The sequence below is a fragment of the Acidipila rosea genome (assembly GCF_004339725.1).
GTDB classification, from domain to species: Bacteria; Acidobacteriota; Terriglobia; order Terriglobales; family Acidobacteriaceae; genus Acidipila; species Acidipila rosea.
Window position 1 is genome coordinate 129,650 of sequence record NZ_SMGK01000006.1, and the last position, 21,490, is coordinate 151,139.

Annotated in this window: 19 protein-coding genes; 11 read left to right on the forward strand and 8 right to left on the reverse strand. The window is 57.6% G+C overall.

The genetic code is table 11. The features are described 5' to 3' along the window. The first annotated feature begins 25 nt into the window (after window positions 1–25). The 7 genes from pyrH to rpmB all read left to right on the forward strand — a co-directional run bounded on the left by pyrH (window position 26) and on the right by rpmB (window position 8,587). Window positions 26–730, forward strand: coding sequence for a UMP kinase (pyrH, locus tag C7378_RS15675; protein WP_131998845.1), 705 nt, complete (start codon window positions 26–28; stop codon window positions 728–730). Window positions 731–753: 23 nt separating this feature from the next. Next, on the forward strand, window positions 754–1,869 hold the full coding sequence (locus C7378_RS15680) for an acyltransferase family protein (RefSeq protein ID WP_131998847.1): 1,116 nt from the start codon (window positions 754–756) through the stop codon (window positions 1,867–1,869). Between the two features lie 115 nt (window positions 1,870–1,984). Then, window positions 1,985–3,061 (forward strand): MlaD family protein, encoded by a 1,077-nt coding sequence (locus C7378_RS15685; RefSeq protein WP_165876846.1) that lies wholly within the window; start codon window positions 1,985–1,987, stop codon window positions 3,059–3,061. A gap of 171 nt (window positions 3,062–3,232) precedes the next feature. Then, on the forward strand, window positions 3,233–5,302 hold the full coding sequence (locus C7378_RS15690) for a M13 family metallopeptidase (RefSeq protein WP_131998849.1): 2,070 nt from the start codon (window positions 3,233–3,235) through the stop codon (window positions 5,300–5,302). Window positions 5,303–5,465: 163 nt separating this feature from the next. Further along, complete coding sequence (locus tag C7378_RS15695; protein ID WP_131998851.1) at window positions 5,466–6,785, forward strand: lactonase family protein; 1,320 nt, start codon at window positions 5,466–5,468, stop codon at window positions 6,783–6,785. A 145-nt stretch (window positions 6,786–6,930) separates the two neighbouring features. Beyond that, window positions 6,931–8,190: a lactonase family protein gene (locus C7378_RS15700; protein WP_131998853.1), complete on the forward strand. Its 1,260-nt coding sequence runs from the start codon at window positions 6,931–6,933 to the stop codon at window positions 8,188–8,190. Window positions 8,191–8,398: 208 nt separating this feature from the next. Continuing rightward, on the forward strand, window positions 8,399–8,587 hold the full coding sequence (gene rpmB / locus C7378_RS15705) for a 50S ribosomal protein L28 (protein ID WP_131998855.1): 189 nt from the start codon (window positions 8,399–8,401) through the stop codon (window positions 8,585–8,587). A 69-nt stretch (window positions 8,588–8,656) separates the two neighbouring features. Here the strand turns inward: rpmB and msrB are convergent, their stop codons facing one another. Both msrB and C7378_RS15715 read right to left on the reverse strand, forming a co-directional pair. Beyond that, complete coding sequence (gene msrB / locus C7378_RS15710) at window positions 8,657–9,067, reverse strand: peptide-methionine (R)-S-oxide reductase MsrB (protein ID WP_131998857.1); 411 nt, start codon at window positions 9,065–9,067, stop codon at window positions 8,657–8,659. 63 nt (window positions 9,068–9,130) lie between these two features. Further along, on the reverse strand, window positions 9,131–9,529 hold the full coding sequence (locus C7378_RS15715) for a RidA family protein (RefSeq protein ID WP_131998859.1): 399 nt from the start codon (window positions 9,527–9,529) through the stop codon (window positions 9,131–9,133). 245 nt (window positions 9,530–9,774) lie between these two features. On the opposite strand from C7378_RS15715, the gene C7378_RS15720 reads away from it, so the two are divergent. The 3 genes from C7378_RS15720 to C7378_RS15730 all read left to right on the forward strand — a co-directional run bounded on the left by C7378_RS15720 (window position 9,775) and on the right by C7378_RS15730 (window position 11,549). Continuing rightward, the gene (locus C7378_RS15720) at window positions 9,775–10,155 is read left to right on the forward strand and encodes a hypothetical protein (RefSeq protein ID WP_131998861.1); all 381 of its coding nucleotides are present in this window, start codon (window positions 9,775–9,777) and stop codon (window positions 10,153–10,155) included. 83 nt (window positions 10,156–10,238) lie between these two features. Beyond that, window positions 10,239–11,012, forward strand: a complete 774-nt coding sequence (locus C7378_RS15725) for a hypothetical protein (RefSeq protein ID WP_131998863.1) — start codon at window positions 10,239–10,241, stop codon at window positions 11,010–11,012. Between the two features lie 9 nt (window positions 11,013–11,021). Then, entirely contained in the window at window positions 11,022–11,549 is a 528-nt protein-coding gene (locus C7378_RS15730) for a hypothetical protein (protein WP_243648298.1), read from the forward strand. Between the two features lie 123 nt (window positions 11,550–11,672). Here C7378_RS15730 and C7378_RS15735 read toward each other — a convergent pair whose 3' ends face one another. After that, window positions 11,673–13,916, reverse strand: a complete 2,244-nt coding sequence (locus C7378_RS15735) for a RelA/SpoT family protein (RefSeq protein WP_131998865.1) — start codon at window positions 13,914–13,916, stop codon at window positions 11,673–11,675. A gap of 72 nt (window positions 13,917–13,988) precedes the next feature. Continuing rightward, window positions 13,989–15,287, reverse strand: coding sequence for an alpha/beta hydrolase family protein (locus tag C7378_RS15740; RefSeq protein WP_131998867.1), 1,299 nt, complete (start codon window positions 15,285–15,287; stop codon window positions 13,989–13,991). A 55-nt stretch (window positions 15,288–15,342) separates the two neighbouring features. Here C7378_RS15740 and C7378_RS15745 point away from each other — a divergent pair, with 55 nt between their 5' ends. Further along, complete coding sequence (locus C7378_RS15745; RefSeq protein WP_131998869.1) at window positions 15,343–16,608, forward strand: class I SAM-dependent rRNA methyltransferase; 1,266 nt, start codon at window positions 15,343–15,345, stop codon at window positions 16,606–16,608. Here the strand turns inward: C7378_RS15745 and C7378_RS15750 are convergent, their stop codons facing one another. The 4 genes from C7378_RS15750 to C7378_RS15765 all read right to left on the reverse strand — a co-directional run bounded on the left by C7378_RS15750 (window position 16,609) and on the right by C7378_RS15765 (window position 21,206). Then, complete coding sequence (locus C7378_RS15750; RefSeq protein WP_131998871.1) at window positions 16,609–17,916, reverse strand: DUF5666 domain-containing protein; 1,308 nt, start codon at window positions 17,914–17,916, stop codon at window positions 16,609–16,611. A 217-nt stretch (window positions 17,917–18,133) separates the two neighbouring features. Beyond that, on the reverse strand, window positions 18,134–18,586 hold the full coding sequence (locus tag C7378_RS15755) for a hypothetical protein (protein ID WP_131998873.1): 453 nt from the start codon (window positions 18,584–18,586) through the stop codon (window positions 18,134–18,136). Between the two features lie 70 nt (window positions 18,587–18,656). After that, window positions 18,657–19,850, reverse strand: a complete 1,194-nt coding sequence (locus C7378_RS15760) for a D-alanine--D-alanine ligase family protein (protein ID WP_131998875.1) — start codon at window positions 19,848–19,850, stop codon at window positions 18,657–18,659. A gap of 177 nt (window positions 19,851–20,027) precedes the next feature. Beyond that, complete coding sequence (locus tag C7378_RS15765; RefSeq protein ID WP_131998877.1) at window positions 20,028–21,206, reverse strand: sensor histidine kinase; 1,179 nt, start codon at window positions 21,204–21,206, stop codon at window positions 20,028–20,030. Window positions 21,207–21,490: the final 284 nt, after the last annotated feature.

Below are 21,490 nucleotides of genomic sequence, written 5' to 3' on the forward strand. Positions count from 1 at the left end.
CTGGCCATGCGATACTTTTCAAAGCATGTACAAGCGTGTCGTTCTCAAGCTTTCAGGGGAAGCGTTGGCCGCCGGGCGTGGTTTCGGCGTAGACGTGATCCGCGTTCACGAGGTTGCAGCCGAAATAGCTGAGGTCTCGAGGATGGGGGTCGAGGTGGCCATCGTGGTGGGCGGAGGCAACTTCTTCCGTGGCGTCGCAGAGCAGGCCAAGGAGATGGATCGCGTCTCGGCAGACAACATGGGGATGCTGGCAACCGTAATCAATGCGCTGGCTGTCCAGGATGCCATTGAAAAGCAGGGGCTGCATTGCCGGGTGATGTCAGCCATTGAAATGAATCAAGTTTGCGAGCCATACATCCGCCGCCGGGCCGTTCGGCATCTTGAAAAAGGTCGGGTCGTGATCTTCGCAGCGGGCACGGGTAATCCTTATTTTTCGACGGATACGGCTGCTTCTCTGCGCGCTATGGAAATCAGGGCAGACGTACTTCTGAAGGCCACCAAAGTGGAAGGCATCTACGATGCCGACCCAGTTATCACCAAGGACGCAGTCAAGTTTGAGGAGATCACCTATATGGAGATTCTGAGGCTTGGACTGAAGGTGATGGACGCGACTGCGGTGAGCCTGTGCAAAGACAATAACCTGCCGATGATTATTTTCAACATGAACGAATCCGGCAATATTCGCCGCGTGATCTCGGGCGAGAAAGTCGGCTCGCTGGTCACGGCCTGAGCGAATTGCCGCAAGCAGTCTCCATGCCTCCTGCTGTTTTATCTGCGCCGGCTGTCGCGAAGAAGGGCCGTCTCCCGGCCCTGACCGGGCTTCGAGCCTTTGCAGCTCTGAATATCGTCTTCTTCCATTTTTCAAACCCCAAATGGTTTGGGCCGTTTGCGCCAATCGTCGACAACGGCTACACGTCGGTCAGTTTTTTTCTGCTGATGTCGGGCTACATTCTTGCCTACAACTACAGCGACCGGGCAAAAAGCGGTGAACTGCGGGCACCGACGTTCTGGGTAGCGCGCCTCTCACGGCTGTATCCGGTTTATTTTTTCGCGCTGATTGTCTCGCTGGGAATGCTGGTGCAGGAATGGCATGTGAGGACGCACCTGCAGTTTGCCGCAGGGTTTGTGATGACTCCGCTGCTGTTGCAGGGGTGGAGCCCATCGCTGGCGACCTTCTGGAATACGCCTGCCTGGACGATGTGCACCGAGGCTTTCTTCTACCTGATTTTTCCCATGGTCGTACGCTGGCGGCGGCCGAAGCATCTTGGCGGACTCACGGTCAATCTGTTCCTGCTGTGGCTGCTGGGGATGGTGCTGCCGGTGCTGTATCTCTGGCTGCATCCTGACGGCGTGCTGCACCCGGACCGCTATACAGACGGGTTCTGGATGCGGGCGCTGAAGTTCACGCCTCCTCCTCATCTGCCGTCATTTCTGTTCGGGATAGTGCTGGCGGATGTAGATGCCAAGCTGGCTCGGGACGGCTACAAGCGCCTGCTGCTGGGCCTTGGAGGAGTGGCGGGACTCTACACGATCCTGTATTTCGGCGACCACATGCCGTATCCGATGATGCATGATGGTCTTCTTATGCCGCTGTTTGCGCTGGCTATCCTGGGGCTGGCGGGCAGGAACCTGATCTCCCGCTTCTTCGGCTTTGCACCTTTTGTCGCTTTGGGGCAGGCCAGCTACTGCCTGTATATTCTGCATTTCAATCTATGGAACCTGATCCACAGCTCCGGGCTGCTGGAGAAGACAGGACTGATTCAGCTTGATCCATGGATAAGCTACCTGTTGCTGATTACGGGCGCGGTGCTGACGATGGTTTTGATAGAACGCCCGGCGCAGAGATGGATTCGAAGCATAAACCAGTAAGATAGACGCAAGCTTGCGCAACGCGATGCAGGTCAGCATCATCCAAAGTAGAACCTTGATAGGCAAAAGCATTTGGTATGCTACCCCAGCAGCAGGTTTCTTTTGAAGGAGGCATGTGGCTAGCCAGCAGGAAGTACAGTGGTCACAGCTGAAGGTTGGCATTCTGGTCGTCGCGGCGCTCCTTATTCTGACTGCGCTGATCTTCCTGATGTCCGGCAGCACGGGTGGGCTCTTTACGAAGAAGCTGACCGTGCGCTCCTACTTTGAAAACTCCTCGGGCCTGAAGGTGGGTGCGCCCGTCAATCTCGAGGGCGTGAGCATCGGGAATGTGAAGTCGGTCAAGATCGTGACGCAGCGCAGTCCCGCGCCTGTCGAGGTCACGATGAAGATCAGCCGCAAGTTCATCAGTGCCCTGCACCCTGATTCAAGAGCGAGCCTGGAAACGGTGGGCGTACTCGGCGATACGGTGGTAGATATCAGCAGCAAGAGCTCCAAGGGCGGCCAAGTGAAGGATGGCGACGAGCTGCCGACTACGGAGACGCCCAACCTAAGCGACGTGATTAAATCCAGCCAGGGCACGATCGAGCAGGTCAATACTATTCTGGGCAAAGTCGATCAGCTGGCTGACTCGCTGAACGGCAATAAAGGCTCGATCGGCTCGCTGATCAATGACCCGACCCTCTATAACAAGGCCAATTCCACGCTGAACCAGCTGCAGCAGATTGTTGAGGAGATAGGCAATGGGAAGGGTTCGATTGGCAAGCTGATCGCCGACGATACCCTCTATGATCGCGCCAATGCTACGGTAGGCCGCCTGCAGCACATCTCCGATGAGTTGGATAACGGCCAGGGCACACTGGGCAAGCTGCTGAAGGATGATGCACTCTACAATAATCTTCGCGAGACGACCCAGAATGCCAACCAGTTGCTGGCGAACATCAATGCCGGAAAGGGTTCCCTGGGCATGCTGGCGAAAGATCCCCGGTTCGCGGCGAAGCTTAACGATTCGGTGACGAAGCTGGACTCGCTGTTGAGCCGCATGGACAGCGGGGAGGGCACGATCGGCAAGCTGATGCGCGATCCGGCGCTCTACAATCATTCGGATGAAATGATTTCGAATACGAATCGGCTGGTGAATACGATTCGAGAGAATCCCAAGAAGTATCTAAGCTTCCACGTCAAAATCTTCTAAGCGCAGATCGCGAATTTTTTCATCTGGTAGTCGGCGGGTGGATTGAGTTGCACGCGTTCTGCGACGCTCGTGTTAATTTTTGAAGCGTGACGCAGTTCGTAGAGAAACTGCGCCTTGAGGGCGAGCCACGCTTAAATCAATGCGACGCGTGGGCCCAATCCTGAGGAGTATATGCAACTTACCCGAATTGCCTCGATGCTGCTGTTATGTACCGGAATAGCAGCTGCACAGAGCAGCTTTGCCCCTGCCGACACGTCATCCTCGGCCGCGCCGAAAGCGCCGGCGGCCCCCCAGAGCTTTGACCTGACGGCGATCGACAAGAGTGCAGACCCCTGCACGGACTTCTACCAATACGCCTGCGGCAACTGGCGCAAGGATCATCCGATTCCCGGAGACCAGTCGCGCTGGGGAAGATTCAATGAACTTGGCGAGCGTAACCGCTACCTGCTGTATGTTGACCTGAAACAAGCGGCTGACAGCCCCAAGACGCCTCTGCAGAAGCAGTATGGCGATTTTTTTGCCTCCTGCATGAATACCGACGAGGTGGACAAGTTAGGGGATAAGCCTGTCCTTCCCCTGCTGGAGCAGGTGGATGGTTTGAGTGGTAAGGGCAAGCTGGCTGCGCTGGTTGCTCAACTGCAGGCGCAGGACGGCACACGGGCGTTCTTTAATTTCGGGAGCGAGCAGGATGAAAAGGACTCTACCAAGCAGATTGCCGGTGCTTTCCAGGGCGGACTGACGCTTCCCGATCGCGATTACTATCTGCTGGACGACGCCCGCATGACAAAGATCCGTGCGGAATACAAAGACTATGTCGTGAGCGTGTTCAAGCTGGTCGGGGATGATGATGCCAAAGCGAAGGCCGAGGCGGAGAGCGTTCTGACGATTGAAACAGCGCTCGCCAAAGGATCGACGCCACGGGTTGACCTTCGCGATCCGGACAAGCGGTATCACCCGATGCCAGTGTCCGGTCTCAAGACGCTTGCTCCTGATTTTGACTGGAACTCTTACCTTTCCGGCATCCACGCTCCTTCGCTGGCGACGCTGAATGTGGCTACGCCTGACTTCTTCAAGGCGATGAACGGTGTGATCGCCGAGCAGAGCATGGACGGACTGAAGAGCTACCTCCGTTTCCATGTGATTAATAGTGCCGCACCGTGGATGTCGACGCCGTTCGCCGACGCTCACTTCGGGTTTTTCCAGAAGACGCTGCAAGGGCAGGCAGAGCAGACCGCCCGCTGGAAGCGCTGTACAGCGCTTACCGATGGCGCTCTAGGAGAAGCCGTGGGCCAGGACTGGGTCAAGCAGAACTTTCCGCCGGACGCCAAGGCCAACATGGAGAAGCTGGTTGCAGCTCTCAGGAAGGCGCTTGCCGAGGATATCCAGCAGTTGCCGTGGATGACGGAGGCAACGAAGAAGCAGGCCGAATTGAAGCTGGATGCCTTCCGGCAGAAGATCGGCTATCCGGAGAAGTGGCGCGATTATTCCGCTCTCGAGGTGAAGAGGGATGATCTTCTGGGTAATATCCGCCGCTCCGACGCCTTCGAGTTTCAGTGGGATCTGGGGCATATCGGCAAGCCGGTCAATGAGAAGGAGTGGGGCATGACTCCGCCTACCGTCAATGCCTATTACGACCCGAGCATGAACGACATCAACTTTCCGGCGGGCATTCTGCAGCCTCCGTTCTATGACTACACCAAGGATCCTGCGGTCAACTTCGGGGCAATCGGCGTTGTGATTGGCCATGAGATGACCCACGGTTTTGACGACGAAGGCAGCAAGTATGACGCGCAGGGAAATGTCAAAAACTGGTGGACACCTGCCGATCGCACTGCCTTCGATGCCAAGACGGATTGCGAAGTCAAAGAATATGGCAGCTTCGAGCCGGTTCCGGGACAAAAGCTGAACGGCAAGCTGACACTCGGCGAGAACACGGCAGATAACGGGGGCATCCACATTGCCTACCAGGCGCTCCTCTCAACCCTTGCACAGGATCATATCGACCCGAACAAGAAGATAGACGGGTATACAGCTGCGCAGCGTTTCTTTATCTCGTTTGCGCAGGTATGGTGCGAAAACAAGACCGACCAGTCTGCGCGGGTTGCTGCGCGGGTTGATCCTCACTCCCCGGGTATGTTCCGCACCAATGGGACGGTCCAGAACTCGGAAGAGTTTGGCAAAGCCTTCGGCTGCCACCTTGGTCAGCCGATGATGCCGAAGGACGCCTGTCGGGTATGGTAGAAAGGGATATCAGGGAGCAGACGGAGAATGCTCCCTGATGCCTGTTTATTGTTTACTGCTCATCACAGTTCCCTAAACCGCTGCTAGCTTTTACAATGCATACGGGACTCGTCCCGAATCAGTTTGCCTGTACGCCGCTCCGGCGACGGGCCGAAGGAAGCGCATGAAGTTTACAAAGTTGGGCCGGGCCGCTTTGGCCGTGGTCGCGTCACTCGGTTTCGCTCTGGGACTTACCTCCTGCCAGCAGAACTACACAGTCGGCTACGTCTTCGTGACAGGCTCGCAGTACAATCAGATCGCTTCTTTTGAAGAGCAGAACTCGACCGGCAATCTGTTCCAGTCGATCGGCTCACCTTATGGTTCGGGCGGCACCAACCCGATTCGCGTCGTTGTCCTTCCGGGCGGCCGCTATCTTTATGTCCTGAACCAGGGCACCCCCGGTACAGCGGATCCGGCAACGGGCAATATCCCTTACTCCGGCGCCCATATCTCGCTGTTTGCCATCGGCGGCAACGGAACACTGGCTTTCCAGGCTAACTACGAAAGCCAGGGTAGCGATTCCCAGCGCATCGCTACTGACGCATCAGGGAAATATATTTTCGTCCTCGACGAGTACTCGCCTGTTGGCACAAATGTTTCGCCGACCGGCGGCAAGGGCACGAGCTTTCCATGCCAGAGCAGCGATGGCAAGTTCCATCCGTATGGCGATGTCTCGGTCTATAGCATTGATGGGAACACGGGCCGTCTGACGCTGGTCACGAACCAGCAGCAGCAGAGCTCCAACGGCACGCAGCTCACGTATTTCCCGGTTGGCTGCTTTCCGATCGACTTCCATCCTACGTCCGGTTATCTCTATACGGCAGACGCCGGCACCAACGCTACCGCAGACGTAAACACGGTCTTCGCCTACGCGATCAACACTACGAATGGTCAGCTGACCCTGACGCAGAATGCCCCGCTGCAGACAGGCGCCATGTCGATCTCGGCGATCAACGGAGATACTGCGAACAAGTACCTGTACATCCTGGATCCGACGGCAAACATGATCAGGCCGTTTACGGTGGGAGCCAACGGCGCTCTGCAGAGCCAGACGAACGGCCCGATGTCGAACAGCACCTCTCTGGCCGGTAATCCTACTCAGCTGGTTGTCGATACGCAGGGCAAGTTCCTGTACGTAGCGAATGCCGGGCCTCCGTCCAGCAACCTGACGAATCCGAATAGTGATATTACGGCCTATTTCATCGACAGCAGCGGCACCCTGTCGACGATCTCAGGCGAGCCATATTCGACGGGTTCCGGTCCGCAGTGCATCATTGAAGATACGTCCAAGCAGTACTTCTACACGGCGAATTTCAATGCGAATACGGTGACGGGCAAGGTATATAACCCTTCGACTGGATTTATGGTGCCGATGCAGCATCAGACGGACTTTTCAACGATTGGAAATCCGACGTTCTGTGCGACGACGGCGGCAATTTTCTAGGGAAGGCTGGCCGGGGTTTGAAAGCCCCGGCCAAACTTCCGGCCTGGCTTTGCTAGCCGAAAGCCGGGTCAGCTTTTACAATGCAAGCGGGAGCAATCCCTTATACAGATGCCGTGCCTGACCCCGGGCACGCCGAAGGAAGCGCATGAAGTTGAGGAAATCGGGCCAGATCCTGCTGGCCACCGTCGTATCACTCGGTGTCGGCCTCGGGCTTACATCGTGCAGTCCCAGTAACACGATCGACTACGTTTACATCACGAACACGAAGGCAAACCCGGGGCAAATTAACGTCTACTACGCGGACTCACTGTCTGGCGCGCTGACTCAGATTCCGGACTCGCCGTACCAGTCCGGAGGCCGCAATCCGGTGGGCGAAGTCACGAGCCCCAACGGTAAGAACCTCTACGTGATCAATCGCGATGACAACAACATCGTTCAGTTTGCGATTGGTAGCGACGGTAAGCTTTATCCTTTGAACACCTACAACACCCCTGGCTCCGAGCCGAATGCCATTGCCATTAACCAGGCAGGGACATTGCTGTTTGTGGCCGACTTCTACCAGCCGGTGTCAACGGGCGCAGCTCCCTATAGCCCGACGAATCCTGGGCCTGGCGATCTCGTGGTTTATACGATCAACTCCGACGGCAGCCTTGGCGGTCCGGTCACCCAGACCTTTACGCAGAACGGCACACAGGTTTCAGCGCCGTACTATCCGCTGGGCGTTGGGCCTTCAGGCGTAAGCGCTCTGGCTAATAACGGATTTGTCTACGTCTCCGATACTTTGGCCGTCAATGGCGCTGGATGCAGCGTTGGACAGGGCGGAATCGATGGTCTGCAGGTGAGCTCGGCGGGTGTGCTGACGCCAGCCCCCGGCACTCCTTATTGCGCGGGCACGACTCCTTCAGCGATTGCCAGCGATCCGACCAGCCGCTTCCTCTACGTGACAGACAGCAGGCAGAACCAGCTGATCGGCTATACCATTCTGTCAACTGGTCAACTAGTTACCTTCCCGAGCGGTCCATCGAACACTGACGTGTTTCCTGACGGTATCGTGGTCGATCCGCGCGGTCAGTATATCTACGTGTCAAACTACACGTCGAATGACGTGAGCGCTTATGCCATCAACCAGCAGACCGGCTCGCCGTCTGCACTGGCGGGCGCAGCAACCTACGGAACGGGAACTGGTCCAATCTGCGTTATTGTGGAGCCTGGCCTGGCACGTTTTGTCTACACGGCCAACTTCCTCGATAACACCGTCACCGGCTTCCAGTTGAACCCGAATACCGGTACGTTGATTCTCAACCAGAACTCACCCTACCTGGCGGCCGGTCAGCCTACTTGTGCTGCAGCTGTTCCGCACGGGAACCATGCTTTCGAGCATGTACAGTCTGCGCCTGGCACCTAGAAACCTGGGACCAGCGTAGTTTTAGTTGAAACCGGGCTTCTGGCATCGCTTGTTACCTGCGATGCCGGAAGCCCTTTTTATTGCTCTACGCGCCTGTTTGGGATACACTGAGATTTCGCCCTAGCAGGTGTAATTTTCCTGCCTGACAGTGCCCAAGTTGCAGTGGTCCGACCGGCGCGAAGAGTTCAATCAAATTTTGGAGTAAGTCATGGCACAGGTTTGTGGAATCTGCGGCAAAGGTCCTCAGTTCGGTAATAACATCTCGCATGCACACAACATCTCCCGTCGTCGCTGGAACGTAAATCTGCGTCCCGTGAAGGCAAAGGTCGATGGTGGTTCGAAGCGTGTGCGCGTGTGCACGAGCTGCATCAAGAGCGGCAAGATCACAAAGGCTTAGGTTCGTTCAGGCAATTTCAAAAGACCCACTCGTTCTCATCGTGACTGGATGCGAACGAGTGGGTCTTTTTCACTTCTGGCCTTGAAAGCTCAGCGCGGCAGAGTTGATGCAATAGCGTAAGCCGGTGGGGTTGGGGCCATCCGGAAAGACGTGGCCGAGGTGTGACCCGCAACGTGAGCAGGTCGCCTCGACGCGGCGCATTCCGTGACTGGTGTCCTCGTGCGTGGCTACTGCCCCGGGGCTCACCGGCGTCCAGAAGCTGGGCCACCCGCTGCCGGATTCGTACTTCGTCTCCGAAGTGAAGAGTGCTGCCCCGCAGGCTCCACAGTGGTACACACCATCGTCATGGTTCTGGTAGAGCGCTCCGGTAAAGGCCGGCTCGGTGCCTTTCTGTCGCAGTACGTGATACTGCTCCGGGCTCAGCTGCTGCCTCCACTCCTGATCTGTCTTCTCGATCCGATCTGTTTCAATCTCTGACATATCTGTCCCTTTCCTCTATTTGGTTAGATTCAAGAACATTGGAAGCGAAGCTCTCTCTTCGCTCTAGAGAAGTGCAATTACTTCTATTTCGACAAGGGCGTCTTTGGGCAGCCGCGCCACCTCGACTGTCGAGCGAGAGGGAGTAACGTTACTATTCTCTGCAAGGTATTTCGCATAGATCTGATTCATCGCCGCGAAGTCATTCATATTGTTGAGGAAAACTGTCGCCTTGATGATTTTCGAGAGATCACTTTTGGCGGCGGCGAGCACGGCTTTCAAATTGAGAAAAACACGTTCTGTCTGGGCTTCGATGCCGCCCTCGACGAGGTTTCCGGTAGCCGGATCGAGCCCGATTTGTCCAGACGTGTATACCAGTCCGGCAGCACAAACAGCCTGTGAATATGGGCCGATAGCAGCCGGCGCGTGGGCGGTAGAGACTGCAATTTTTTCGCGGTTCGTCATGAAGTCCATTCTCAACCTGGTTACCGGATCCCGCAATGGGCGCTAGTTGTCAGGTAATAAACAAAAGGAAATCAAATTGAATCAAGCAGATACAGACAATGAGAAATCCGGGGATTCGAGTACCGATGGGTGGTAATTGGTAACGAAACTGCCATGTAAGAGGACAGATAGTTGCTGCATAGAATTCCATCGACCTTAATGTCTCTATAGAGCACTTGGGCTCAACACACAGGAGAATCACCGTTATGAAGCTTTCCGCTCAGAAGTTCGCTGTCGCCGCCTTTGCAGTAGCTTTCTCCGCAACGCCAATGTTTGCCTTCCCGATGGGCACCAACCCGCTGCCGCGCGTGAATGAAGCCGCTTTCCCGATGGGCACCAACCCGCTGCCGCGCGTGAATGAAGCCGCTTTCCCGATGGGTACCAACCCGCTGCCGCGCGTGAATGAAGCCGCCTTCCCGATGGGCACCAACCCGCTGCCGCGCGTGAATGAAGCCGCCTTCCCGATGGGCACCAACCCGCTGCCGCGCGTGAATGAAGCCGCTTTCCCGATGGGTACGAACCCGCTGCCGCGCGTGAATGAAGCCGCTTTCCCGATGGGTACAAACCCGCTACCGCGCGTGAGTTAGGCCTCAAATATAGTATGTTAGCTACTATCTTTTCTCGGATGTTTTAGGCGACACTATTCTCGCTGCATCTGTGTGAGGGTAGCGTGAATCTATCTCGGCTAGACGATCTTTTGTGGGTGGCGGGCTTCATTGGCCATGCCCTTTTAGCAACTGTTCTCGTCTCGAAAGGCCGCTGGCGCCAATTCCCAATTTTTACCAGTTCAGCGGTTTTCCAAGTTTTGCTTACTGCTGGCTTATTTGTAAGCTATCGCCAAAATTATAAAGCTCTATATTTCTGGATTTTCTGGCTTTCGTCCGTTCTCGATCTGTTGTTCCAGCTAGGCATTATGTATGAAATAGCCCGAGCGGTATTGAGGCCTACTGGGACATGGGTTCGTGACGCGAGCAAGGCCTTCCTTTCTTGGGGGCTAGCAGGAGCACTGGTTGCGGTTGCATTATCTTTCGCCATCAGTCCTTCTGCATCAAGTGCGGTACAAGCTTGGATAATCCGAGCTAATCTGTTCACCAGCCTACTTATCGCTGAACTTTTCGTTGCGATGATGTTTTCCGCTCATCGACTGGGCCTCGTGTGGAGAAATCATGTTATGGGCTTGGGGCAGGGCCTCGGAATGTGGGCACTAGTCTCGCTCTTTGTAGGAATTGCGGACAGTTACTTTGGCTGGGCTCAAATTTATAAAATTGATTATGCTCGTACGTTTGCCTACCTTGGTGCCCTTGTTTACTGGACGATCACCTTCTGGTTACCAGAGCCTGAACGTAAGCCACTTTCTCCAGAAATGCGTGATTATTTGCTTGCGCTCCACGAGAAGGTCAGCTACGATTTGTCAACTGTCAGAAGTGCTCGCAACTCGCGTTGAAGGCTGACTATGGTCTCTATCGTTTTAATCGGATGTTTTGCCGGGATTCTGCTTTCGGCTTTTCTCTACCTCACGCTCAAGGCACGCAGTGCTCGAGCGGCATCCTGGGCCGATCTCGTTGCCCGGCTGGAGCCGCTTCATCGCAAAGGGCTCGAGCTGGTAGCACTCGATAACCTTCAACCTGGACAAAACCAGCTTCGCTTTGACCCGGCAGAGATGTGGGACCTGGTTGGTGGCGTCGAGGGGCTGCGACGGATGAGCAGAAATGCAAATGTCCTGATTGCGCTCGCCGCTCATGTACACCAGTGGAATTATGAAGAAGCGATTATCGTTGCAGAGCGTATGCGCCGCGATGCGGCCCAACTGCGTAGCGCGATTTTCCGTATTCGACTGGAAATTCTCACCAAGAGGGTGATCGGGCTGCCTTTCAACTTACATCAGGCTGCGACCTCTTATTACCTCATGACCCAGCGCCTGCTCTCGCTTTATCAGTCGAGCCATGCTGGTCTCTATCCGGCGCTTGCTGAGGTTCTCTAGACTGTAGCGAAATGGATAAAAAAAAGGCCCCAGCTCAGCTGGGGCCTTTTTATTTTCGGGATGAGGGGGAGGCACGCTTCGCCTGAATCGTCGCTGCTGCTGACAGGTAATTCCTGAACAGCTTTATAGCTTCTGCGAGCGCTGGACTTCTCGTACTCCTGGAACCCGGCGCATGCCGCCTACGATCCTGTTGAGATGCCTGACATCTTCCGCCTCTACAACAAACTCGACGATGGCGCTCTCATTCGGGCCTGAGCGTGAATCCACGGTACGAATATTCGTGCCCTCGTCGCTGATAACGGCGGTCAGCTCCTTTAACATTCCTGTGCGGTCATCGCAGTAAACGGTGAGCCTGACGGGGTAGGTCATCCGGCGGCCGGGTACATTCTCTGCTGCCCGCGCCCACTCGACGGAGATGCGGCGATCCGATTCATAGAGGAGATTCTGTACGTTAGGGCAGTTCCGCGCGTGAACGGCGACACCCTTGCCGCGGGTGACGTAGCCGATGATCTCCTCGCCGCGAATCGGATTGCAGCAGCGGGCTCGATAGACAAGCAGCTCGTCCTGACCCTCTACGACGAGCGAGTCAGTGCCGCTTGCCAGGGATACGCGCTTGACGGCGTCCGAGACCCCGGGGGCTGCTTCCGCTTCACTTGCCGGGGGCGAAAGAATCCCGGGGGCAAGCCGATTGAGCACCTGCCGCGCCGAATATTTGCCAAAGCCGATGGCGGCCATCAGGTCAGCGGGTGTGGCCAGGCTATAGTCGCTGGTGGCTACGCGCGCGAAGTCCGACTCCTCGACCTTGCTCAAGGCTACCTTGTATTTGCGCGCCTCGCGCTCAAGCAGTTTGCGTCCGATCTCAATCGCCCGCTCGCGTTGATGCTCGTTAAGCCAGTGCTTGATCTTGTTGCGGGCACGCGAACTCTTAACGAAGGTAAGCCAGTCGCGGCTGGGCGTGTGGCCGTTCTGCGTAACGACTTCGACGATATCGCCATTGCGCAGCTTCGACCTTAAGGGCACCATCCGCCCATTTACTTTTGCGCCGATGCAGGTGTTGCCGACTTCAGTATGGATGCTGTAGGCGAAGTCCAGGGGACTGGCATCCTTGGGCAGCACCACTACTTTTCCCTTGGGCGTGAAGGTGTAGACCTCCTCCGGGTAGAGGTCGATCTTCAGCGTCGAGAGGAACTCATTCGGGTCCGACATCTCGCGCTGCCACTCGACCAACTGCCGAACCCAGGCGAGGCGCTGCTCGTCGCGTGCAGAGATCGGGGAGCCATTGGCCTTGTATTTCCAGTGCGCGGCGATGCCTTCTTCCGCGATGCGGTGCATCTCCTCCGTGCGAATCTGTACCTCAAACTGGTGGCCGCCCTCACCCATGACGGTCGTGTGCAGCGACTGATAGAGGTTGGGGCGCGGCATGGCGATGAAGTCCTTGATACGCCCGGGCACCGGGCGCCAGATGCTGTGAATCAGGCCGAAGACGGCATAACAGTCCTGAACGCTGCCGGTAATGACGCGAAGTGCGAGGAGGTCGTAGACCTGATCGACGGTGGTCCGGGACTTTACGAGCTTCTGATTGATGCTGTAGAGGCGCTTGATGCGCCATTCCACCCGCGCTTTGATGTTGTTTTCGCGCAGCTTTTCGTTTAGCAGCGCCTCGACGCCTGCCAGAAACTGCTCACCCTCTTTGCGGCGCGACTCTACTGCATCGTGGACCTGTTCGTAGCTGAACGGATCGACGTAGCGGAAAGCCAGATCTTCAAGCTCGCCGCGCACCTTGCCCATGCCGAGCCTGTGGGCGAGGGGTGCGTAGATATCCAAGGTCTCGCGCGCGATGGCCTGCTGTCTCTCCGGCTGCAGGTGCTCGAGGGTTCGCATGTTGTGCAGGCGGTCGGCGAGCTTGATGATGACCACGCGCACATCGCTGACCATGGCGAGCAGCATCTTGCGGACATTTTCAGCCTGGCGGTCCTCGCGGTTGGCGAACTGGATCTTATCGATCTTGGTGACGCCCTCGACGATGTGAGCGACCTGCTCGCCAAACCTGGCGGTGATGTCCTCGGTTGTGACCGGCGTATCTTCCACTGCGTCGTGCAGCAGGCCGGCGGCGATGGCGGTTGAGTCGAGCTTCATTTCGGCCAGCACGAGGGCTACTTCAAGGGGATGGAGTACGTAGGGCTCGCCGGAAGCGCGCAACTGGCCTTTATGGTGCTCAAGGCAGAATTCCCAGGCGCGCCGGACAATCTCGGGGTCGTCCGTCGGGCGATTGGCACGGACGGTCTTCAACAGCTTCTCAAAGCGAGGAGCTATTAAGTCTGTTACCACGGAGCCGGATTCGGGTGAGGCGCTTTGCGCAGTCGCCATATCTGATTATAGGCCGGGCCGATGAAAGACGAATTTACTGGAGTGAATCTGTATTGCAGCCCTGTCGAATTGCTATTGCGGCTTGCCAATCTGCCTGGGAGGTGGCTGCTTCTGCAGGGGCGCGGTGGGTGATCGCTGGCGCTCGCCGGGGAGTTCTCCCGGGATAGGCCGGGCGCCGTGATGGACCCAGGCAAGAAGTTCATCGAAGGCCAGGCCGGTTTGATCCGCGGTGATGTTGCAGTGGCCGTCGCGGTTGACGTATTGCTGGACAAACATGTCGTCGTTTCCCAGCCTGCGGGTCAACTCATCGTAGTAGGCAGCGGTGGCCGCAGGCACAAGCGGATCGTAGGTGGTGTGAACGGCGAGGAGTTTGCGTTTCAGCTCGCCGGTGGGGGAGTAGTAATCGGCAAGAAACCGGAGCGCCCTGGGGTCGGCTGCATAGCGTCGTACCTTCTCGTTGAGGGTGTAGTCATCGGTGGTGCCCGTGTAGATCAGGTTGCGGTTGTCAAAGGGGTTGCCGCCGGTCTTCTGGCGAAGATCCTTGATGACGAAGGTGTTGAAGACGAGTACGTCGGCGAGTCCTCGATTGGTGTGGATGTCGGCGAGGGAGCGCACAAGCCCGGCCTCGGCGGGGTGGGCGTCGAGGGCCTTCTGCACGGTGGAGATGGTCGGCAGATCGTTCATGGTGAAGTTGTCGGGGATATGTTCGACATCGGGCAGAATGCCGGGGAAGAATGCGTCGAAGGCAACGCGATTGGCAAAAGCCCGTTGCATGACGAGATCTGCAGGAGCGAGTACGCCGCAGAGGGCGAGGCCACCCTGATAGTCGTTTGGCCGCTGCTCAAGGGTCATCACGGTGAGCAGGCCACCCATGGAGTGACCCATGACAAGGGTTTCGTGCGGTGAGCCGTATTTCTTCCGATAGTAGCGAAGCAGGGCTGCCGTGTCCTTGATTGCGTTGGGAACGGCCCAGCCGCCGGCGGAGTAGCCGGATTCAATGACTGCGTAGCCGCGATTGAGGATCTGCTGCAGTACCCGGCTGGGGGTATGCGGCTGAAAGACACGCGCTTTCTGTTCATAGCCGTGGTAGTAGACGACGAGGCCATGATTCCAGTTCTGCGGCGTATCGATGCGAAAGGATGCGCCGTTGAGTGTCCCGATCTCGGTTTTCACCGGGACTGGCGGCGGCTCAGGGGTGACGCTGGGGGACTTGGAACCCAGGCGCGGAGCCCGAGTGCTGACCGGGGGCGCGGCGTTCCGCGGCTTGCTGTTGGATTGGCCGGTGGGGCTCGCGACCTGCGCGTGTGACGGAAGAAGCGAAAGCAGAAGGCAGAGGGAGAGCAAAGCTCTCGCGGTACGTCGTCCCGGCACTCTTGGGGCTCCTCCTTATGGTCAGCTGTGCGAAGATGAAACTTAAACGAGTCTGATGCGCAAAGCAAACCAAAACGAAGAAGTAGAAGCGCCTGCCAGGCGAGAAAATGGCGACCCGGTCGCAGCAGTTATCTCGCGCCGTGCCGCCGATCGCCTAAGGGCTGGCCATGTGTGGGTTTACCAGTCTGACGTAGTTGGGCTCAATTTTGAGCAGGAGAATGCTCCCTCGCTGGTTTCCGTAACGGATCAGCGTGGCATTTTCCTGGGGGTTGGGCTTTACAGCGCCAGCTCCCAGATCGCACTCCGGGTGGTCTCGCGGGAGGCACTGGACGAGGCTCAGTGGCTTGCGATGCTGCAGGAGCGGCTCCGTCTCGCCATTCGGCGCAGGCGGTCCATGCTCGATGTGGAGAACGATGCCTGCAGGCTGGCCTTCAGTGAGGCGGATGAACTGCCGGGGCTCGTCGCCGACAAGTATGGCGAGATCGTTGTGCTGCAGCTGCTCGCCAAAGGCCTGGATAACCAGCCCACGAGGGACGCAGTGATGGCTGTGCTGCGGGACGAACTGCTGCCCGCCACCATTGTCGAGCGGCCTGATCCGCGTATCCGCGAACTGGAGCAGCTGAGCACGCCCGCTGACGGGCCGCTGTATGCCCGCGATGCAGCAGAGCCTCTGCTCAAGACTATCTTTCGGCTCAATGACCTGAGCTTCCACTTCGACGTGACGGCTGGGCAGAAGACGGGCGCCTTTCTTGACCAGCGGGAAAACTATGCCGCTGCTGCCCGCTACGCGCACGGAGAGTCACTCGATGTCTGTACCTACCAGGGCGGCTTTGCGCTGCACCTGGCGACGGTCTGTTCTCGCGTTACCGGCGTCGATGTGTCCCGTGCCGCGCTGGAAGTTGCAGAGCAGAACCTGGCACTGAATCGCGACAAGCTGGTGGCCGGCGTCGACTGGCTGGAGGCGAATGCCTTTGACCTGCTGCGCGACTGGAGCGATGCGGGCTCGACGTACGACACGATTGTGCTGGACCCGCCTGCGTTTGCGAAATCCAAGCGGGCAACCGAGGGGGCGCTCCGCGGATACAAGGAGCTGAATCTCCGGGCCATCAAGATGCTGCGTCCGGAGGGGGTGCTGGTGACCTGCTCCTGCTCGCATCATGTTTCGCTGGCCGACTTTCAGGCGGTGGTGGCGGCTGCTGCTGCGGATGCGGGGCGGCGCGTGACTCTGCTTGAGCGCAGGGGTGCTGCTGCCGATCATCCTTTTGTGCTGACGCTTCCTGAGACGGAGTATCTGAAGTGCCTCATCTGCCGGGTCAGCTAACTACTCGGCAACGCCGTCCTTGATCCAGTCGCAGACCAGCCGCGGTACGCCGTGGTCGCTGAAGAGCAGGCCATGCATACGGAGAAGGCTGCCACTGCTCAGGGCGGAGGAGGCAAGATTCTGCGTGGCAGCGTCGACGTAGACGGAGACCTCTGCGCCGCCATTTAGCAGGGAAATCGGATCGTATGGCGCAAGTGCCAGGGTGTAGACGGTATAGCTGCCGCTGGTGGTGACATTGGCGACCGTCCCGTTGATGGTCTGGGGAAGCAGCGTCACTGTGCCAGCAACAGGATAGGAGCCATTTGATGATGCCAGGTTTGGAGAGCCAATACTGAGTCTCTGCCCAGGCATGAGGCTCATGAGGTTGAAGCCTGGAGAGAAGGGAAGCGCGGTGCTCACCTGCCGGGAGACTGCAAAGGTGGCATTACTTGCAAAATGGATCGGTGCCTCACCGAAAGAGGGAATCATCGCGAGGTCGTCACCCTCCCTCTGGCCAATCTGGAGAAACATATCCCTGCCACTTGTGTAGACGCTTGAAATAATTCCGACTGCGATGTCCTTGACCGTTGGATCTATTATCTGAATATTGTTTGCCAGCAGGCCACCGTCATCCTGGACGCTGGTTCCCACCATTGCGAACATGCCGGGCTGAACTGCTGAAATATCAGCTATCCCCTGGAAGCTCGTAGATCCATTCGTCCGGAACGTCAACTGAGCATCGTCGATGGTGTTCAGTTGGAGTGTGCTCGATGCAGCGTTGACTGCGGAGACGCGCCCGACCAGCAAGGAGGACGCTGGCTCACTGGTAGACGCAACAGGTTGCGATTCCAGACTGAACGCTGGACTGAATTTGATATCTGGTCCCCCGGCAGGTGGGAGACTGGCTGACTGTGAGGTCAGCAAATCAAGGGGAATCACCATTGCCTTGCCGCTTATCGTCAGAGGTGTGGTGAAATTCACTGTGGTGGTTGCCGTGCTTCCGCCTGTGCCGGTGTAGCTAGTGATTGTGTTGGGTTGAGTAAATCCCAGATAGGATGCATTCAGCGTGTTGTAGGTGATGGCTGCCGAGGTGTATGTCCCCTGGGGGATAAGCCCTTGTGCAATCGGCTCCGGATCGCCATTTGTATGGATAAACTCCACCGTCTGGGGCGAACTGAGCAGACTCACAGAGTGGCCACTCTGATCCTTGAGTGTCACACTCACAACATCCATCGTGAGGACGGTGAGTTGCCCATTGGATCGGCTGGAGGCAGAGAGCGTGAGGGCTGAGTTCTGGCCGGTAACCGGGGTTCCCGGCGCTGTCGACATGGGACTGCTGTTTCCTGCGCAGCCAGAAAGCACCAATGTTAGAAGTGCTGCTGCAACTGGCGCGGCGAATGCGAAGGGAGTGAGCAGCTTAATCCTGCAGCGGCAGGAATGGGCGCAAGGCAGAACTTGCATCGGCGAAATCTCCAAAGGCATCCGGGTTTTCGATTCCGCGCAAGTGTACTACACAAGAAGAGCGGCCTACTTAATTTCAGCGCCTTTACGGGCCTACGTAGAGCTCGACGGGTGAGAAGCCGATCTGCCTGGTTTTTTGATCTACACGCAGGAAGAGCGGCGTCTTGCCGCCGTTAATATCCACGCCCATCACGACTCCGTTTCCGACGGTTTTGGTGATCACGATCTTGTGCGCATGGATGACGCCGTAATCACTTGCCGAACCCCAGTCTTTCTGGAACTGGGTGAAATCGTAGTCCTTATAGCGGGCGGCGTGCTGCTGCCAGTCGGGATCGTTGTTCCAGATGCCGTATGCCTTGTTCATGTCGCGGGATTCGACTGCGGCAAAGAAGCGGTTGACCCTGTGCTGCTGCGGCCAGTCCCAAAGCACAAAGGTGGCGATCGCGAGAACGACTACGGCGATCAGGCCGCCGATGATGGAGTTGCGAACAACTCGCGCCTTGTGCGCGTTATAGGCAGGAGCATCGAGCAAAGTCATAGCAGCGGCACCATTTCCTCGGGGAAAACAATCCCCATTCATTCTGACACCATTAAGTGGTTTCAGGTTCCTAGCGGCTGTAGCTGGTGCCCTCTTTTTCTGCATGGCGCTCGAGGGCCAGCTCGATGAGCCTATCGATCAGCGCCGGATAGGGAAGGCCAGAGGCTGCCCAGAGCTTGGGATACATGCTGATGGCAGTGAAGCCGGGCAGCGTGTTGATCTCGTTCAGATAAATGCGGCCCGGCTTGCCTGATGGGGAGTCCGGCTCCATGAGGAAATCGACCCGGGCCAGCCCGGCACAGTCACAGGACCTGAAGGCTTCGATAGCCATCTGCTGGATCTGCCTGGTCTGCGCCCTGGTCAGACGGGCGGGGATGATGGCGGCCGAGCCCTCGCTGAGGTATTTGGCCTCATAGTCGTAAAACTCTTTGCCGGGCACAATCTCGCCGACGACGGAGGCCTGCGGCGCGTCATTGCCGAGAATGGCTACCTCTAGCTCGCGGGCCTTCTTCCTCTTGCCGCCGACGCCCTGCTCGATCACGATCTTGCGGTCGAAGCCGGCAGCCAGCTCGATGGCCGGACCCAGTTCCTTGCGGTCGTGCACCTTGGAAATTCCAACCGAAGAGCCGAGATTGGCCGGTTTGACGAAGAGCGGGTACTTGAGGGCGGCTTCGATCTTCGTGGTCATTTTTCTGGGGCTGGCCTTCCACTCGGAGCGCAGGAGGGTGATGTGCTTCACGATAGGCAGCCGGGCCGAGGCGAAGAGCCGCTTCATGACATCCTTGTCCATGCCCGTTGCCGAGCCGAGTACGCCGGAGCCGGCATAGGCAATTCCGGCAAGCTCGAAGAGGCCCTGAATCGTGCCGTCCTCGCCGAAGGTTCCGTGGAGGACGGGCAGAATCACGTCCACACTGAGTGCCTGCTGGGCAGGGTTGTGGGTTTCGAACGGGACGAGCGCGCCTCGTTTGCCAGCTGCCGGCACGGGTGGAACCAGCACGGCTTCACCGCGGCGGAGTACGGCGGCAGGAGCCGTTGTGGCGGGATCACCGGCGCGTAGAGGACGCGGCTCCGCTGCAGCTTCGCCAGCCAGCAAGCGTTCTGCATCGGCTGAGGCGACCCAGCGGCCATCCTTGGTGATGCCGATGGGGATGACTTCATACTTGCGGCGATCGATAGCCTTGAGGACGGACGCGGCGGAGAGGAGCGAGACTTCATGCTCGCCGCTGCGTCCGCCAAAGAGAATCCCTACGCGAAGTTTTGCCATGCTGACTGGAAGCTGCTCCCTGGGTGCGGTCTCTCTCTAATTTAGCTGGTGTTTGTGCTCGCCGGAATGGCAGGTTGTGTACCCCAGGCTCACCGGAAGGCCATGGGCAGCGGCGTGCCGGGCGCAAGCGTGCGAGCAGGGAAGAGGCGCGGCGGGGCACGCAGGATGGCTGCTGCTCTAGGCGGGACGCTTGAAGGAGTTTACCCTCCGCGCTTGTTCGAACTCTCCCTGGTGGGAGACGGCGCTGGGCCGAAGGTTGGTAGGCAGAAAGATGCTGAATACTGTGCCGTGGTGCTCGGGCACGATGGACGAACGTAGTTGCACGCTGCCTCCGTAGCGCTCGACGATGGACTGGCTGACCCAGAGGCCAAGACCGGTTCCCTGCTGTCCCTTGGTGGTGAAAAAAGGCTCCCCCAGCCGACGGCGGACGGTCAACGGAATACCGGTGCCGGTGTCAGCGACGGTGATCCGCAGTCCTGAGACCTTGGGATCAGACCACTTGCGCGCGGCACGGATGCGTACCTCGATCCTGCCCTCGGCGGCGGTTGCTTCAATAGCATTGGCGACGAGGTTGGAGAAGACCTGCCGCATTTCACCGGGATAAACATTCGTGCTGCCGTGGGTCTCGAAGCGGCGAACAATCGTGAGCTTCTTTTCGGTGATCCTGCGGGAATAGAGCGACAGCACCTCTTCCAGGAGATCATCCAGCTGGGACTTGATCGGCGTGGAGGTCTCGCGGGAGAAGTTCAAGGTCTGCCTGCTGATCTGCGCCACACGGTTCAGTTCCTGCTGGGCCATGGTGAGATAAAGATGGGCCTTTTCGGGAAGCCCCGGTTCTTCCTGCAGCAGGAAAAGCAGGTTCGTGATGGATTCCAACGGGTTATTGATTTCATGGACGATCGATGCGGTCACCCTGCCCAGGATGATCAGCTTCTGATTTTCACGCAGGCTCCGGGCCCAGATTTCATCGTAAGCAGGACCTTCCGCAACCAATGCCTTGCGCGTGTGGAGGAGTTCATTCAATGCCCGGGGCAGATTTTCAGGCGTGATCCGCCGCATGCTGTCGCCCGTGGGGCGTAGCTCGCTGCTGGCCGCCCTGTCGACGCACAACAGCGGAACCTCGCTCTCCATTGCCAGTTTCCTGATGGCGCTGACCGGCAGATTCGGCAGCCCCTCAGGGCTGGTGACAATGGTCTCCGGTCGATGAGACTGAATTCTGCTCTTCAACTCGGCGGCTGTTGCAACGTGGTGAAAAGTAAGCGTCATCCGCGCTCGCCGCGCCGATACGCGAAGCGAATGCGCGGGAATATCAAGCCCCGGCAGTAGCAGTATGGTTGGAATCATGGTGCGCGCCATAAGTGAATTCCTGAAATTGCAACTACTTCAAACCATCCCGCTCTCATTGCTATCCTAAGAGTGGTTCTGTCATGCCTCTACGATGGCTATGGCCTGTTGGCTGTTGCTTTGCATTAAATAGATATGCGCCCAGGAGTTACTTTTTCGCCAATCAGTCCCGATGCCGGCCTCTGACTACCAGATCGGCCAAAATCCACCAAGGATGAGATTCTGGAAATGCACCATTTAGAGTGCATATCGAACCTTCCGATAGTTTTTGGCAACCTCGCTGCAGCTTCGCAATC

What these genes read in the sequence shown, in the direction of transcription:
- pyrH (WP_131998845.1), top strand. Translation starts at nt 26, where the DNA reads ATGTACAAGCGTGTCGTTCTCAAGCTTTCAGGGGAAGCGTTGGCCGCC.
- C7378_RS15680 (WP_131998847.1), top strand. Translation starts at nt 754, where the DNA reads ATGCCTCCTGCTGTTTTATCTGCGCCGGCTGTCGCGAAGAAGGGCCGT.
- C7378_RS15690 (WP_131998849.1), top strand. Translation starts at nt 3,233, where the DNA reads ATGCAACTTACCCGAATTGCCTCGATGCTGCTGTTATGTACCGGAATA.
- C7378_RS15695 (WP_131998851.1), top strand. Translation starts at nt 5,466, where the DNA reads ATGAAGTTTACAAAGTTGGGCCGGGCCGCTTTGGCCGTGGTCGCGTCA.
- C7378_RS15700 (WP_131998853.1), top strand. Translation starts at nt 6,931, where the DNA reads ATGAAGTTGAGGAAATCGGGCCAGATCCTGCTGGCCACCGTCGTATCA.
- rpmB (WP_131998855.1), top strand. Translation starts at nt 8,399, where the DNA reads ATGGCACAGGTTTGTGGAATCTGCGGCAAAGGTCCTCAGTTCGGTAAT.
- msrB (WP_131998857.1), bottom strand. Translation starts at nt 9,067, where the DNA reads ATGTCAGAGATTGAAACAGATCGGATCGAGAAGACAGATCAGGAGTGG.
- C7378_RS15715 (WP_131998859.1), bottom strand. Translation starts at nt 9,529, where the DNA reads ATGACGAACCGCGAAAAAATTGCAGTCTCTACCGCCCACGCGCCGGCT.
- C7378_RS15720 (WP_131998861.1), top strand. Translation starts at nt 9,775, where the DNA reads ATGAAGCTTTCCGCTCAGAAGTTCGCTGTCGCCGCCTTTGCAGTAGCT.
- C7378_RS15730 (WP_243648298.1), top strand. Translation starts at nt 11,022, where the DNA reads ATGGTCTCTATCGTTTTAATCGGATGTTTTGCCGGGATTCTGCTTTCG.
- C7378_RS15735 (WP_131998865.1), bottom strand. Translation starts at nt 13,916, where the DNA reads ATGGCGACTGCGCAAAGCGCCTCACCCGAATCCGGCTCCGTGGTAACA.
- C7378_RS15745 (WP_131998869.1), top strand. Translation starts at nt 15,343, where the DNA reads ATGCGCAAAGCAAACCAAAACGAAGAAGTAGAAGCGCCTGCCAGGCGA.
- C7378_RS15750 (WP_131998871.1), bottom strand. Translation starts at nt 17,916, where the DNA reads ATGTCGACAGCGCCGGGAACCCCGGTTACCGGCCAGAACTCAGCCCTC.
- C7378_RS15755 (WP_131998873.1), bottom strand. Translation starts at nt 18,586, where the DNA reads ATGACTTTGCTCGATGCTCCTGCCTATAACGCGCACAAGGCGCGAGTT.
- C7378_RS15760 (WP_131998875.1), bottom strand. Translation starts at nt 19,850, where the DNA reads ATGGCAAAACTTCGCGTAGGGATTCTCTTTGGCGGACGCAGCGGCGAG.
- C7378_RS15765 (WP_131998877.1), bottom strand. Translation starts at nt 21,206, where the DNA reads ATGGCGCGCACCATGATTCCAACCATACTGCTACTGCCGGGGCTTGAT.